The organism is Echinicola soli (assembly GCF_006575665.1).
GTDB lineage: Bacteria > Bacteroidota > Bacteroidia > Cytophagales > Cyclobacteriaceae > Echinicola > Echinicola soli.
On the sequence record NZ_CP041253.1, the window covers coordinates 4,297,658 to 4,312,545 of the forward strand.

At 43.6% G+C, this 14,888-nt stretch carries 8 protein-coding genes and 3 tRNA genes; 5 read left to right on the top strand and 6 right to left on the bottom strand.

Annotation, left to right across the window (positions count from 1 at the left end; genetic code table 11):
* Positions 1–9 precede the first annotated feature (9 nt).
* Positions 10–645, bottom strand: coding sequence for a family 16 glycoside hydrolase (locus FKX85_RS16800; RefSeq protein WP_168196282.1), 636 nt, complete (start codon positions 643–645; stop codon positions 10–12).
* A gap of 120 nt (positions 646–765) precedes the next feature.
* On the opposite strand from FKX85_RS16800, the gene FKX85_RS16805 reads away from it, so the two are divergent.
* Positions 766–2,019 carry a hypothetical protein gene (locus FKX85_RS16805; protein ID WP_141615841.1) on the top strand — a complete coding sequence of 418 codons (1,254 nt, stop codon included), beginning with the start codon at positions 766–768 and terminating at the stop codon, positions 2,017–2,019.
* 630 nt (positions 2,020–2,649) lie between these two features.
* Here FKX85_RS16805 and FKX85_RS21500 read toward each other — a convergent pair.
* The 3 genes from FKX85_RS21500 to FKX85_RS16815 all read right to left on the bottom strand — a co-directional run bounded on the left by FKX85_RS21500 (position 2,650) and on the right by FKX85_RS16815 (position 3,543).
* A tRNA-OTHER gene (locus tag FKX85_RS21500) sits at positions 2,650–2,733 on the bottom strand.
* 554 nt (positions 2,734–3,287) lie between these two features.
* Positions 3,288–3,361: transfer RNA gene (locus FKX85_RS16810), tRNA-Asp, on the bottom strand.
* Positions 3,362–3,469: 108 nt separating this feature from the next.
* A tRNA-Asp gene (locus tag FKX85_RS16815) sits at positions 3,470–3,543 on the bottom strand.
* A 404-nt stretch (positions 3,544–3,947) separates the two neighbouring features.
* Between FKX85_RS16815 and ilvA the strand changes: the two genes are divergently transcribed.
* The gene (gene ilvA, locus FKX85_RS16820; protein ID WP_141615842.1) at positions 3,948–5,198 is read left to right on the top strand and encodes a threonine ammonia-lyase IlvA; all 1,251 of its coding nucleotides are present in this window, start codon (positions 3,948–3,950) and stop codon (positions 5,196–5,198) included.
* On the opposite strand, the gene FKX85_RS16825 is transcribed toward ilvA, so the two are convergent.
* Positions 5,199–8,345, bottom strand: coding sequence for a gliding motility-associated C-terminal domain-containing protein (locus FKX85_RS16825; RefSeq protein ID WP_141615843.1), 3,147 nt, complete (start codon positions 8,343–8,345; stop codon positions 5,199–5,201).
* A gap of 832 nt (positions 8,346–9,177) precedes the next feature.
* Here FKX85_RS16825 and FKX85_RS16830 point away from each other — a divergent pair.
* From FKX85_RS16830 to FKX85_RS16840, 3 genes are all read left to right on the top strand, one after another.
* On the top strand, positions 9,178–10,416 hold the full coding sequence (locus FKX85_RS16830; protein ID WP_141615844.1) for a Bcr/CflA family multidrug efflux MFS transporter: 1,239 nt from the start codon (positions 9,178–9,180) through the stop codon (positions 10,414–10,416).
* Positions 10,417–10,639: 223 nt separating this feature from the next.
* Complete coding sequence (locus FKX85_RS16835) at positions 10,640–12,259, top strand: ABC-F family ATP-binding cassette domain-containing protein (protein WP_141615845.1); 1,620 nt, start codon at positions 10,640–10,642, stop codon at positions 12,257–12,259.
* Between the two features lie 84 nt (positions 12,260–12,343).
* Positions 12,344–13,525, top strand: coding sequence for a class I SAM-dependent rRNA methyltransferase (locus tag FKX85_RS16840; protein ID WP_141615846.1), 1,182 nt, complete (start codon positions 12,344–12,346; stop codon positions 13,523–13,525).
* A gap of 49 nt (positions 13,526–13,574) precedes the next feature.
* Here FKX85_RS16840 and FKX85_RS16845 read toward each other — a convergent pair whose 3' ends face one another.
* The gene (locus FKX85_RS16845; RefSeq protein ID WP_141615847.1) at positions 13,575–14,441 is read right to left on the bottom strand and encodes a formate/nitrite transporter family protein; all 867 of its coding nucleotides are present in this window, start codon (positions 14,439–14,441) and stop codon (positions 13,575–13,577) included.
* Positions 14,442–14,888: the final 447 nt, after the last annotated feature.

Below are 14,888 nucleotides of genomic sequence, written 5' to 3' on the forward strand. Positions count from 1 at the left end.
ATCTATAAGTCAATCCCCCTGGGTGATCTTTAAATTTCTGAACCATCCATCCGATCCGTTGCCTACCCAAAAGCCAAGTTTTCCCTCATCCATGTCGTTGAGCTGGCCTACTTCTAATGTTGGCTGGGCTGCGTGGTTTACATAAACCCTTATTTCGGGATAATCGATTACAATCCTGGCATGAAACCAATCGTCCACAGGGTCAGGCAGGGGTTCAATTCGGTTTTCGTATTTCCCTGGAAATTTCTCCCGCAACGTGGACCAGTCATTTCCCGGCAGGGAGATATATTGAACAGAGTGGCCATTCCTTTCCGGATTGCGGAAGTTGAAAGGTCGGAAATAGATAGCATCGTAGGTTGTTGAGTCCTTACCGTGAAAGGCAACTCCTACGAAGCTCCGTCCCGGAATATTCTTGCCTTTTAACTCCAGCTCGATAATACCGTTCCCGAAAAGAGAATCCTTCAGCCATAATATTCCACTACCGCTTTTTGCATCCAAATAGACTCCTTCCTTCTCATAAGTAGGTTTACGGTTGAATTCCGTAAAGTTATTTCTGTTTATCAGCGGTGTTTCCACTCGGGACTGAGCCAACAAATGTCCGATAGTCAGCAATAAAATTGTTGAAAGCATGCAGATTATTTTCATGATCTTGATATTTTTGATTATGAAAGCAAACATAGATCTCTGGGTCAATAAGCATCGATCAAAGCCGGTTCAAAGTCCGGTCAAATTGAGGTTAAAGTCCCGGGGTAAGTGATAGCCTCCATGTCATTTTCAGAGCAACAATATATTGCCTTATGCAGAAAGCAAATCGAAGAAAAATTTATCTTCGGTAATGGTAGCAGGTATACCCAACGAGACCTTGAGCTACTGAGCCAGAACATAGAAGAGAAGACAGGGGTCGTCTTAAGCCTGTCGACATTAAAACGCCTTTGGAAGGATGACTTCAAGCAAAGTCCCCAGCTGGCGACATTAAATGCCCTGGCCGCGGTATTGGACTATCGTGACTGGCAGGACTTCAAACTGCATAACCACCCGAAGGCTGGAAATATCAATTCCAAAAAGAATGCCTTGTTTGCCGTTATTCCCGCTTTGATCCTGGCCGCTGCCTTGGCAATCGCGCTGATAATCAAGCTGGAAAACCGGCCCCATAAAGTACAAGTGGATGGTTCCGTCCATTTTTCTGCCCAAAAGACCGTTCTCTCTGGCACACCGACCACCGTTATTTTCAACTACGATCTATCCCAAGTAGCCGCTGACAGCTTTTTCATACAGCAATCCTGGAACCCCTTGCACCGGGTTCCCCTCGACCCCGAAGGCAATACCTACTCAGCTATTTATTACGAAGCTGGTTATCATCGGGCGCGCTTGATAGCAAATGATAGCGTCCTTGCCATGCAGCCTGTGCATATACTAAGTAACGGCTGGGAACCCCATCTGTATTACAACTACCGAGACAGGCAATCAATCACCTTTAAAAACGAACACATTACCAGCAACGGGTACCTGCATATCAGTGAAGAGCTACTCAGGAAAAAGAACATCGATTTCTCCCGCCAGTTCGAGACCAGAACCATTAACAGTCGGATATTCCATACCTCTTCAGACCACTTTAACCTAACATCCCGCATTAAATTAGATCATATAACGAGTGATGCCTGTCCCTTTATGCAGATTATGGTAGTAACTGAAAAACATATCTTTTGGGTTAATCTCCAAAACAAAGGATGCGAGCGAAACGCCAGCTACAAGATGGGAGAGATCATCCGTTCCGGAAATGAAAACAACCTCTCGAGTTTGGGTGTGGATGTATATAATTGGCAGGAAATAAACATCAAAGTAGAAAATAAACACGCTGAAATAATCCTAAACGGAGAGCACCTGTTCCAGGAAATATTTCAAGAGGACTTCGGAGACATCATGGCACTTACCTATATTTTCAATGGAACCGGTTCTGTCGACTATGTCCGGCTGGAAGGAGCAAAAGGTGAAACTGTCTTCCAAGATGACTTTGACTAGACCACTCGTATATTGACCGCTGAGATTCAGAGGTATTGAATGACGAAATAAGAATTGGAAATAATGAATTAGTCATCTGCCACTATTACTACTTTAAGACCTTCTCGCCTAATCAACCGCAGTACCGCAAAGTCTGCACAGATTAGGAATAAAAATTACTGTCATCCGACAAAAGCACTGGGTGTTTTTTGTGACAGTAGTTTCCTTTTTGTTCTTTTGCCACAAAGATTCTGTATTAAAAGCCAAGGTATAAGTTTGTTTTTTTACCTGTTGTTCCGACAGCTATACTGTGGAACCACTAACATTGAGTTTTTAACTCAACACCACCTACTGAAGTTATTTTTTCAGACATGATTTGACGTTAAGCACAGAGGAGCATAGAACATGATTGGTGTGAATACATTTAAACTTCACTATTTTAATGATGGATTAAATAATAAGCCACCAGGACACAAAGATTCTCTAAAACCCAAAGCTGTTTGTTTTTCATGAAACTTGGAATCCTCCTACAAAACACTTCGTGTCTTGGCGACTTCGTGGCGACATACCAAATGAATGGAAACCTTACCTGCCCTTAGAATATTTAATGATCCTATAAATGCAAAAAGCCCCACTTTCGTGAGGCTTTTGCGGAATGGACGGGACTCGAACCCGCGACCTTCCCGACACGTCGGGACTTTCTAACCAACTGATCAGATTGAAAAGATCCTTTCCCGATCTGTCGTCAGGATACCGATAGGGATCAGGACAGGGTTCATTATCGACTTTAACCATGACTTTCTATAAGAGTATACCAAACGAGACAGAGTTTGGACAGAAGCTCAAAAATGGTTTTAGAAACGGTTGGAACAACTTGATTTGGTTTTTTTACCGTTATGACTAATATTTGGCCGTTTACCTAATTATATTAGAATAAAGTTTTACATAATAAAAAATAAAAGCCTGGATAGAAGTTGTGATAGCGCCTACTGAAGTTGTTTTTTCAGACATGATTTGACGTTAAGCACAGAGGAGCATAGAACATGATTGGTGTGAATACATTTAACCTTCACTATTTTAATGATGGATTAAATAATAAGCCACCAGGACACAAAGATTCTCTAAAACCCAAAGCTGTTTGTTTTTCATGAACGTTGAAATCCTCCTACAAAACACTTCGTATCTTGGCGACTTCGTGGCGACATACCAAATGAATGGAAACCTTACCTGCCCTTAGAATATTTAATGATCCTATAAATGCAAAAAGCCCCACTTTCGTGAGGCTTTTGCGGAATGGACGGGACTCGAACCCGCGACCTCCTGCGTGACAGGCAGGCATTCTAACCAACTGAACTACCACTCCATTATTTTTTCTTAGTGACCCCAGATTGGAAATCTTCCCGATACGTCGGGACTTTCTGGCCAACTGAATTTTCACTATTGTTTATGAAATAAGAATAAAATATCTAAGCGGAATGGACGGGACTCGAACCCGCGACCTCCTGCGTGACAGGCAGGCATTCTAACCAACTGAACTACCACTCCGTTTATATTCTTTGTGAAATCAAATCAGCGACTTTCCCGACAGGTCGAAATTTTCTAACCAACTGATTCACATTATTTTTACAACAAAACCTATGTATTCTGCGAAAACTGAAGGATTTTGCTTGTTTATATTTCAATTCTTATATCAACTCCTCGTTTGAAGTGATGCAAAGGTAGTAGTTCTTGTTTTTATTGCAAAACCTACGTCAAAAAAAATACCACTTTAACATTTAGTACCCTCTTTTTCAGCTTAATAATTTTCGATATTTATCTAACATCGACGTTGCAGACATGAAAAAGCCAAGAAGTTTTCTCTCTTCCTCTTTCATAATACAATGGAAATTTCCTCAAGCCTATATAAGCCCGTATATTTGTGATCCATTTACCCAATAAAAACGCTCACCATGAATCAGGTCTCTTTTCAAGGCATCATCGAAGCAAGTGAAGCACTCAAAGAAGTGCTGAATACCACACCGCTCCAGTTTAACGAACAGTTAAGTGATGAGTACGGCTGTCATGTGTACTTAAAAAGAGAGGACCTGCAGGCGGTAAGATCCTATAAAATCAGAGGTGCCTACCATAAAATAAGTTCTCTCTCCGAAGAAGAAAAAAGCCGAGGAGTGGTCTGCGCCAGTGCGGGAAACCATGCCCAAGGGGTAGCCTTTGCCTGCAAAAAGCTGGGCATCAAAGGCACCATCTTCATCCCATCCACCACCCCTGCCCAAAAGATCAACCGGATGAGATTATTTGGAAAAGAATTGGTTGAAATCGTGCTTTCAGGTGATACCTATGACGATGCTTACCAAACGGCAGCCATTTATTGTGAGGAAAAAGGCGCTGTGTTCGTTCACCCTTTTGACGACCCGAAAGTCATTGAAGGACAAGGCACTATTGCGAAGGAGATACTGGATGATGCTGATTTCCCAGTGGACTATCTATTCCTTCCCATTGGCGGAGGGGGTATGGCAGCTGGAGTGAGCACATATTTCAAGCAAACCAGTCCTGAAACCAAGTTGATCGGAACAGAACCCAAAGGAGCTCCCTCCATGTTGACTTCTATTCAAAACCTAAAAAACACTGTTTTGGATGAAATTGATGGATTTGTTGATGGAGCGGCGGTAAAAAAAGTGGGTAATATTCCCTTCGAAATTTGTCGTAAAAACTTGGACGAAATGTTACTGGTGCCGGAAGGCAGGATCTGCACCACCATCCTAAACCTCTATAATAATGAAGGCATCGTAGTAGAACCAGCAGGAGCCATGACTTTGGCGGCCCTTTCCCTGTACGACAAGGATAAACTCAAGGGCAAAAATGTAGTCTGTGTAGTCAGTGGTGGCAACAACGACATCATGCGAACAGCAGAGATCAAAGAAAGATCATTGATCTACGAGGGGCTTAAACACTATTTTATGATCCAGTTTCCCCAGCGCCCTGGCGCCCTCAATGATTTTGTTTCTAAAATCCTTGGGCCTGATGATGATATTGCCTATTTCCAATTTACCAAAAAGAACAACCGTGAAAATGGCCCCGCTGTGGTCGGCATCGAACTTAAAAAACCTGATCATATCGCTGGAATCTTTGACCGTCTAAAAGAAAACCGATTTAAATACAATTACCTTAATGAAAATCTCGACCTATTGACCCTGCTCATGTGATCAGTTGATGATGGTAAACATGCCTCGCTTTTGCCTGCTAATTTGGTTTCCATCGATTCTATATTGGTATTCCAAAAAATAAGTATAGGTATCACCGGTGACCATTTCTCCATCTACACTACCATCCCACCCTTGGGATCCGGAATAAATCAGCTCTCCCCATCGGTTGTAAATTTTTAATATAAAATCAATTGGACAGCTAGAAACAGGTTGATAGATCCTATTGACTGCCTCACCATTGGGATCATATCCGGTGGGCATTCTTACTTGGGGAGCTACTTCTTGGAGCCAGGCCGTACCAAAGGCCAAACATCCATGATCGTCTTGGACAGTAACAGTGTACTCCCCCTTTGGAATCCCCGTGAGCTCAGCATTGGCACTTGCGCCATAGTTCCAGGTAAACCGATACGGATTTGTCCCCCCTGACGGCACGGCCAGCAACTCTCCACCAGATTCCCCTGGACAGCTCCTACGAAGCACATCTACTTCTACTTCCAAAGGTGCAGGCTTTGGCACCTTGACCTCCAAACTGATTTGACAATCGTTGCTATCGAAAATGATAAATTCGTGTTTTCCAGCTTCCAATGCCTCCAATCGTATTTCCTCACCAGCTATCAAGGCACTTTCACGATCCATTCTGTAAGGAGGACTTCCTCCTGCTACCTTTATCATCACTTCAGCATCTGCCGTCTCGTAGCAACTCGTACCGGCATTGGATGTTACCTTAGTGGTCAGCTGATCGGGCTCCTTCACCTTTAGATCATCATAAATAAACTGACATCCCAACGCATCTGTTATGGACACCTGATAGCTTCCAGCTTCCAATCCCGCAGCGGTAGGGCTGCCCAGCGAGTCATCATGGCTCCACGAATAGGAATAGGGACCCTTCCCCCCAGCCACTTCCAAGCTTATTTCGCCTGAGCTACCTCCATGACAGTCTACATCCTTTATCGTCTCTGTTACTGAAATGGCCACTTGCATCTCGACTTGTACGGTATCAGAAACCACGGAACACTGTGCAAAGTCCTCATGAAAAGTCTCATACCAGATCTTCCTGTTTGTAGCAGAAGCGCTCCACTTTACTTCCACTTCTCTCTTGTCACTAGAAGAAATGATTTCACCTCCTTCCACAAACCACTGGTACAGGTGCTTTTCCTCGGTATCCGTTATAAAATAGTGAGTTGAATTTTGAGGATCAGAACACACTTCAGAAGGCCCATCTGGTGCAGGTGGCACCCCTGGCTTCCAGATGCTCACTGCTTTCGTGATTGGACTACCGGGGCACCCCTCTGCTGTAAAGGGTAACAGCGAAAGAGCTGCATTATCCGCTCCAAGATCCCAATGAACAGTGGCCGTATTTCCTTCCGATGAGACCAGCTCCCCTCCCACTGCTTCCCATTCGAAATGATCGATATTTTCCATGTCAATAGCTTCGTAGGTGATCGCTTCCATCCCTTCACATACAAAATCGCTTCCTCGTACTGTCGCACTGGTCTCTATAACCTCTACCTCAAATCTTATTTCCTCTATATGGTCGCAGGTAGTAGGGCCATTTGATGCATAAACGGTCACCTGATAGGTCCCCGGCTCTTCAAAAGTGTGCTGTATTTCTGCCCCTGACTTTGGCGCCTCCAAACCTTCTATATACCAGTTAAAATAGTCAAATGCCGGATTTTCGGGAATGATCTGCCAGGTAAATTCTTCATCGAGGCAGGTCACATTTTCACCAATCACCTCGAAATCTTCATAATGGGTGTCAGTCGTAAAATCAAGATTTTCCAGGTTGGCCCCCACTGCATATCCGTAGGACTCCAAATCACCAAAGCCATAGGCATAAGCAATAAAACCATCCGGATTGGACAAACGATGGACCCCTCCGGACACTTCTATTCGTGCATATGCATAATCACTATTGCCAGGTACTGGCTGAAAAGACTGGGAAATGACCTCACCATCCAGTCGCATGGTGCCTGTGGATGAATGCTTTACAACAATATTAATATAGTGGTATTCAATCTGGACAATATTCATGGATTCAAATGTCACGTCCTCCAGTAAACGTTCTGATGGATTTAATGCCACCATAAAAGGATCCCCAAAAGCATAAAAAGGATCTTGAGAGCTATTGCAATTTCTACTTTTGGAAAACGAAGTAACAGAAATGTCCTTTGATCCACTGATAGAGACCACCTCATCAGGAGCCATGTCCATCGCCATCCATTCACCTGCATTCAGGACATCCTTAACTTGTCCATTGACCGCTACAGATGTACCATTTTCTGCAGCTAGCACCTTTACCAGTTCCCCTGACGAACGGGTTTTCAGCGGGATATGAATAGAGGATTTGCCCCAGGTATTTACTGGATACATTTGCTGAAATAAATGATCGGGCGCAGAACCGCATTCCCCGACACCTGTCCATTTATTTCCTCCAAAAACCGCTATATTCTTACAATCGGACAATTGATCATCACGTACCCGTACCCGGCTTCCAGTCAGGTCCCCTTTTGCTTTTAATTGATAGCTTTCGCCGGCATTGAGTGAGATGGTAAAAGATACCCCTCCCTGCTTTCCATCCACTGTGGTCACGGAAGGCGTAATCTCCACTTTGGTATTGTCTTCCACCCCTACTACTAGCATAGTGCTCTCATCGTTGATGTTCATATCTACTCCGGGGGTAGTATTAGGCGTAATTTCATAATGAGAGGTGATCAAGTAATCCTTTCCTAATGTTCGCTTTGGCAAAACCACCGTTCCATCAGCACTTTTAAACCGTTCATTGAATGCAAACACAGAAACCTTTCCTGATGATGTAACAAAGATGCCCTTGTCTTCTTTCTGGCCAGATTCTCTATGCAACAAATCAAGATCATACTCCGGAATACGCATAGTGTAACTTTCCCCTTTCTCCAGATCAAAAGAATAAGTTAAGCCATCCGAAATAGCACTCAGGTCGATAGTACCTTGGGCGGCTTCATTGGCAGAAATAACTATCACCGCCTTACCATTCTTTCCATCAGTATTATTATCCATAAAGCCTACCCAAAACTCCTTTCCCACCGTGGTCAGTTGAGCTTGGGCAGAAGGTATTGACCAAAGGATCATGCTCCACAAAAAAAAGCAATAGAAAGGAATTCTCGACTTCATGCTGACAGGGACATTAATTAGGGTGAAAAAATCACTTGTCTCATACAGGCTATTCACAAATCGCTATAGCTAGGTTTATCGTCCACCAAAAGCGTGTAACAGGGCTCAAGAAGCAATTAAGATAAGGGATTTGTTTCGAACGTATTTAGGAAATGTATACAATTGATAATAAAAGGTATTTTCTGAAATCCATTATAACTGGTGCGATTCTGTGAAATCATAATTTCAATCGTCACCCGCCACACTTAAAAAAAATTCTGGCGTCCAAGAAAACAATCGTCAAATTGAAAAAATCAACTGTTTTCACCCCTCCCCCCCTAAAGAGGACTTTCTAAAGCTCCCCTTTAGGGAATGGGGGCAGGGAAATCGCTTTTAGATGAGCGACTGCGTATTCCACTAGCTACGCCATTCTAACAATGCCGTTGTCATTCCTCCTCAAGTCGGGATGACAACGCATTAGAAATTGTGATTTATACAACATTTTTTTTAAAAGCGATTGCCCTGGGGATGGGGGCATTTTAGGGATTGGAATAAAAATCCTCAAACTCTATTCATAGACAGTTTTTAATCATATTTGAAAATTAGTCAAATGCCAGTAAAAAAAACAATAAACCAACAAAACACATAAATGCAAAATAAAATTCCACAAAACCAGTTATCCATCCTCGTGATAATTTCAAAAAAAACCACAATCACTTTCTACCTACACAATTAATCCTTATAATTTTTAACAATAAAACAATACTACACCCTTAAATTTGCGAACTAAGCTAAACAAGTTAGTGTTGGGGATAAGACAAAGTTTATTTTGATCCAAAATGTCAGAAGGGGAATGAGCAAGAAGCAATATTTTGTAGTTATTTTGATTTTAGGGGCTTTGAGTACCATCAGCCCTTTTTCCATAGACATGTACCTTCCTGGGTTTCCTTCCATTGCGAAAAACCTGGGAACGAGCATCGCCAATGTGCAGCTTTCCCTTACCAGTTATCTTGTAGGTATCGCCATTGGTCAGCTTTTTTATGGTCCCCTATTGGATCGATTTGGGAGAAAAAAACCCTTATATATTGGCTTGCTGATCTACGTGGTGGCTTCCGTCGCCTGTGCCTTGAGCAATAGTGTTGAAAACTTGATATTAATGCGCTTTATCCAAGCGATTGGCGGCTGTGCAGGAATGGTGGCTGCTCAGGCAATGGTACGGGACATTTTCCCAGTCAATAAGACCGCACAGGCAATGGCACTTTTGATGTTGGTCATAGCGGTCTCTCCAATGATCGCCCCTACCGTTGGGGGATTTGTAACGGCCCATTATGATTGGCATACCATTTTCATGATTTTGGCAGGAATCACCGTAGTGATCTTGATGGCGGCTTATTTCTTCCTTCCTGACGGGGCGATGCCTGACGCCGAAGTATCCCTGAGACCAAAACAGGTTGTAAAAAAATATGTAGAGGTAACTAAAAACCGCCAATTTTTGGTTTATATGCTTATCGGTGGTGTGGCCGGGGCTGCCCCATTTGCCTACATCTCCGGTTCCGCAGATGTATTTATGAACATTTACGGTGTGACCGAGCAGCAATATGGATGGATCTTTGCACTGTTGGCCTTTTCAATGATTGGCTCCACACAACTGAACCATATCCTGCTGAAGAAATTCACCAGCCAGCAAATCATCAAAGTAGCACTGACCTATCAGACGATCATAGGCTTTGCGATGATTCTTGGTGTTTGGAATGGGTGGCTAAATGTTTACACACTGATAGGAATGATGTTTATTTTCCTTACTGGTCATGGATTGAGCAATCCCAATGCCGCAGCACTGACCCTGGCTCCATTCAGCAGAAATGCTGGGAGTGCCGCTGCCATGATGGGCAGTATGCGCATGGCCATGGGCGGTGTAGTATCCGGAGCAGTCAGTGTCTTCCATAATGGCACTGCTAACCCAATGGTCATCATGATGACGTTCTGTGCGGTAGGCGGCCTACTGACATTGGTCATTGACACCAATCAAAAAAGAGTGGAAAAAAAGCGTAAGGCCCTGGAGGAAGAAAAACAACACTCCATGGCTGTATAACATTTTCAGTAATAGTTGATTAACAGCCGGTTTATTTTCAAGAAGCCGTTGGTTTGATGTACAAATCAGCGGCTTTTTTATGCCCCCTGGGTAAAAGGATCGGAAAATTATGTAAAACCCTATAAAAATATCCATTTCCTCCCTGATCCAAGGCAAAAATCGTTTCTCCGCCCAATAAAATTTGTATCTTTGGGACTTGTAAAAAACAGCAACGGAACGATCCATGATTTCAGTAGATAATCTCTCTTTAAAGTTCGGAAAACGAACCCTTTTCGATGAAGTAAGCTTAAAGTTCACCCCCGGCAATTGCTATGGTGTGATCGGTGCCAATGGGGCGGGTAAATCCACCTTTTTAAAGATCCTTTCTGGGGATCAAGACAGCACCACCGGCAGTGTCAACATCACGCCTGGCCAACGAATGGCCGTATTGAAGCAGAACCACTTTGAATTTGACGAGGTGGAAGTGCTCAAGACGGTGATCATGGGCCATAAAAAATTATACTCCATAATGGAGGAAAAGGATGCCATCTACATGAAACCTGATTTTTCAGAAGAAGACGGCCTCCGCGCATCGGAATTGGAAGCTGAATTTGCCGAAATGGACGGCTGGAACGCTGAATCGGACGCTGCCGCTATGCTATCTGGTTTGGGGATTTCTGAAGACCTTCACCATGCATTGATGAAAGACCTGGCCGGTAACCAAAAAGTTAGGGTATTGCTCGCCCAGGCCTTGTTCGGTAACCCTGACATTCTTATTCTCGACGAACCTACCAACGACCTGGATGCCGAAACCATTAATTGGCTGGAAGATTTCCTGGTAAACTTCAAGAACCTCGTGATCGTCGTTTCCCACGACAGACACTTCTTGGATGCGGTATCCACGCATATCGTGGACATTGACTTTAGCAAAATCAAAATTTACAGCGGTAACTATACCTTCTGGTATGAGTCTTCCCAGCTGGCAGCAAAACAAAAGACAGATCAAAACAAAAAGGCAGAGGAAAAGCGAAAAGAACTACAGCAGTTTATCGAGCGGTTTTCTGCCAACGTGGCCAAGTCCAAACAAGCCACTGCCAGAAAGAAAATGCTGGAAAAACTCAACGTGGAAGACATCCAGCCTTCAACGCGTAAATACCCAGGCATCATTTTCAAACCTGAAAGGGAAGCCGGTGACCAGATTTTCATGACCGAAGAGCTCGAGCTGAAGGACGAAGGAACTACCTACTTTACCGATGTCAACCTGATGGTGGACAAAGGGGACAAAATCGCCTTCATCTCAAAAACCAAGCAGGCAGTCAATAAATTCTTCCAGACTATTATGGAAGATATCCCTACCCAAAAAGGAGAATTCAAGTGGGGTGTGACCATCAACAAGGCCTACTTGCCCAATGACAATTCAGCATACTTCAAAAGCAGCCTTAACCTGATCGATTGGCTACGTCAATATTCTAGCAATCAGGAAGAAGCCTATGTAAGGACGTTTTTGGGAAGAATGCTCTTTACGGGAGAAGAAACCCTTAAGTCAGCATCAGTGCTCTCTGGAGGTGAAAAAGTAAGGTGCATGATTTCCAAAATGATGCTGCAAAATCCAAACCTGCTCGTCATGGATGAACCCACCAACCACTTGGACTTGGAATCCATCACAGCATTTAACAATGCCATCATTGAATTCAATGGCACTGTGTTGCTCTCTTCTTATGACCACGCTTTTGTGCAGTCCACCGCCAATAGGATCGTGGAATTCACTCCTAACGGCACTATTGATCGAAGAATGAGTTACGATAACTATCTGGAGAGTGACGAGATCAAAGCGTTAAGAGAAAGCATGTACAAAAAAGGATAATTTCCGCCCTATACATTCCTTACCTAATCCCTTTTTGAATAGTTTCCGGATGTTCAGAAAGGGATTTTTCAGCTCCATAGACCTATGACTAAATATCCACAAATCACCCTTAAAAAAGGAAAAGAAATTTCACTCAAAAGACGCCATCACTGGGTGTTTTCAGGTGCTATCGCCAAGGCAGACTCCGGCCTCCAAAATGGCCAGCTTGTGAGCGTATTTAGCCATCGCCATGAATTTCTGGGAACAGGTCATTATCAAAATGGATCCATCACGGTTAGAATAATCAGTTTTGAGCCTCGGGAAATCGATGCTTCATTTTGGCAAGAAAAGCTCCTAGATGCCCATCAAATGCGGACCAAGATAGGATTGACCGATAGTCAGGCCACTAATGTATATCGGCTGATCCATGGAGAAGGGGACCAACTCCCCGGGCTGATCATTGACCATTACAATGGCACCGCTGTCATACAAGCCCACAGCATAGGCATGTACCAACATCGGGAGGAAATTTCAAAAGCCCTACAATCAGTTTATGGAGAGAAGCTGAAAGCCGTGTACGATAAAAGTGCGGAAACGCTCAAGGGACAAACCAATATCGAAAATCAGTTCCTCTACGGTGAACCCACGACCAACATTGTCTTGGAGAATGGCTGTAAGTATGAGATTGATTGGGAAAAAGGCCAAAAGACCGGTTTTTTTATTGATCAGCGGGAGAACAGAAAACTTCTCGGGAATTATAGCCAAGGCAAAAAGGTGCTGAACACCTTTTGTTATTCCGGTGGATTTTCTATCGCTGCACTGGAAGCAGGCGCCGTAGAGGTGCATTCGGTGGACATTTCTGCCAAAGCCATCGAGCTGACCGAAAAGAACCTACAGCTCAATTCCGAGTTTAGAGGAAAACATGAATCCAAGGTAGCTGACGTGGTAAAGTATATCCGTGAAATAGAGCATGATTATGACGTGATCGTACTGGATCCTCCAGCCTTTGCCAAGAACATCAAAGCACGGCACAATGCAGTCCAAGCCTACAAAAGACTGAATGCAGAAGCCATAAAGCACATTAAAGCTGGTGGTATCCTCTTCACCTTTAGCTGCTCCCAAGTGGTGGACAAGCAGCTTTTTGCCCACACCATCACTGCTGCAGCCATCGAAGTAGGCAGAAATGTCCGTATCCTCCAACAACTCACCCAGCCCGCTGATCACCCCATCAATGCTTTCCATACGGAAACGGAATACCTGAAGGGCCTGGTGCTGTATGTGGAATAAAGGAGGAAGGTCTTGAGGTTGGTTTACTGTTTGGGATTTGGAATCCCCATCACTTCACATCAATATTATAAACAAAAGCCCGGTATTTCAGCAAGGCCACGAATACCGCTCCTCCCACGGCATTACCAAAGAGTGCAAAAACCTGGAAGTTCAGGTACCTTTCAAAAGTGATATTGGGAGAGCTCACCAAACCTGCGAAGACCTCTACGTTTCCCACAATGCTGTGATGCAAGCCTGTAAACGCCATCATGGAGGTAATGATAAAGATGATCACAATCCTGCTCAACGTATCCCGGGACGAAGACAAGAGCCAAGACAGTAACCCCATCAGCCATCCCGCCAGCAAGGCACTGCTAAAGATCACCAAACTGGAAAAATCCGTAGCATGATGTGCTATTTTCTCCACCACTATCATGTCAAATATGCCCAATCGAGGGCCAATCCACAATAATAAAGAAGCGATCAGCATTCCACCAATTATATTTCCGGCAATCACCAATCCCCAGATTTTTAACAAACTCGACACACTTCGTTTCTTATTTAGCACGGGCAAGGTCAATAAAGAAGTTTGCTCTGTAAAAAGAATGGATTGACCGAGAATAACCATGATAAACCCCACAGGATAGACCAATGCTGTTAACTTATAGCTGACATCTTCACCAAGGAATTTGGATGAGTAAGCGTAAACCGCACAGATCAGCAGATAACTGAAGCCAATTTCCAACCCTGCAGTCAATGAACTGAGCAATAAGCTGCTCGCCTTCTTATCGTAGGTTTCCAGCCCTTCAGTGATCTGTTCTTTTAGAATTTCGCCATGAGACTTCGTACCGTCATTAGAAACGGATTTGGATTTTTTTAGCTCAGAATCAATGTTCTTCTGCCGCTTTGCTTCTTCTTTATTGTGCTTCTCTGCCATGGATATTCCGCTTTAAAACCTCAATAACGCACAAAATCCGTTCTATTCATAACTTGGGGATTGTAAAATTGTAGGATTGGAAAAGAGGTCGTCATTCGATACGAATATCCAGTAATCAATGGGGCCTGGGTACCTGGGTGCAAGCCGTGTCTATTTCTGCTATCCTTCTTCTTAATATTATTCTCTTTCATAAAACTTTCCTCTTGCACTTGACATGCTCATCTTTTGTACTTCCCTGATTATAGTTGACCGGATTAATTATTAGATTTCATTGTCAAACATAGTAATTAACTGCTCTTTCCCTAGATGGAATTTTAAACCAATTCCTGTCAAACTCCTCCGGACTTTTGCTCATTTTTGCTATAATGAGAGCTGTGACCAATCATGACGAATTGTCTGCTCCAAGCAGGCTTGTCTGGTGCAAGCAGGCTTGTCTGGTGCAAAACA

What these genes read in the sequence shown, in the direction of transcription:
- FKX85_RS16800 (WP_168196282.1), bottom strand. Translation starts at nt 645, where the DNA reads ATGAAAATAATCTGCATGCTTTCAACAATTTTATTGCTGACTATCGGA.
- FKX85_RS16805 (WP_141615841.1), top strand. Translation starts at nt 766, where the DNA reads ATGTCATTTTCAGAGCAACAATATATTGCCTTATGCAGAAAGCAAATC.
- ilvA (WP_141615842.1), top strand. Translation starts at nt 3,948, where the DNA reads ATGAATCAGGTCTCTTTTCAAGGCATCATCGAAGCAAGTGAAGCACTC.
- FKX85_RS16825 (WP_141615843.1), bottom strand. Translation starts at nt 8,345, where the DNA reads ATGAAGTCGAGAATTCCTTTCTATTGCTTTTTTTTGTGGAGCATGATC.
- FKX85_RS16830 (WP_141615844.1), top strand. Translation starts at nt 9,178, where the DNA reads ATGAGCAAGAAGCAATATTTTGTAGTTATTTTGATTTTAGGGGCTTTG.
- FKX85_RS16835 (WP_141615845.1), top strand. Translation starts at nt 10,640, where the DNA reads ATGATTTCAGTAGATAATCTCTCTTTAAAGTTCGGAAAACGAACCCTT.
- FKX85_RS16840 (WP_141615846.1), top strand. Translation starts at nt 12,344, where the DNA reads ATGACTAAATATCCACAAATCACCCTTAAAAAAGGAAAAGAAATTTCA.
- FKX85_RS16845 (WP_141615847.1), bottom strand. Translation starts at nt 14,441, where the DNA reads ATGGCAGAGAAGCACAATAAAGAAGAAGCAAAGCGGCAGAAGAACATT.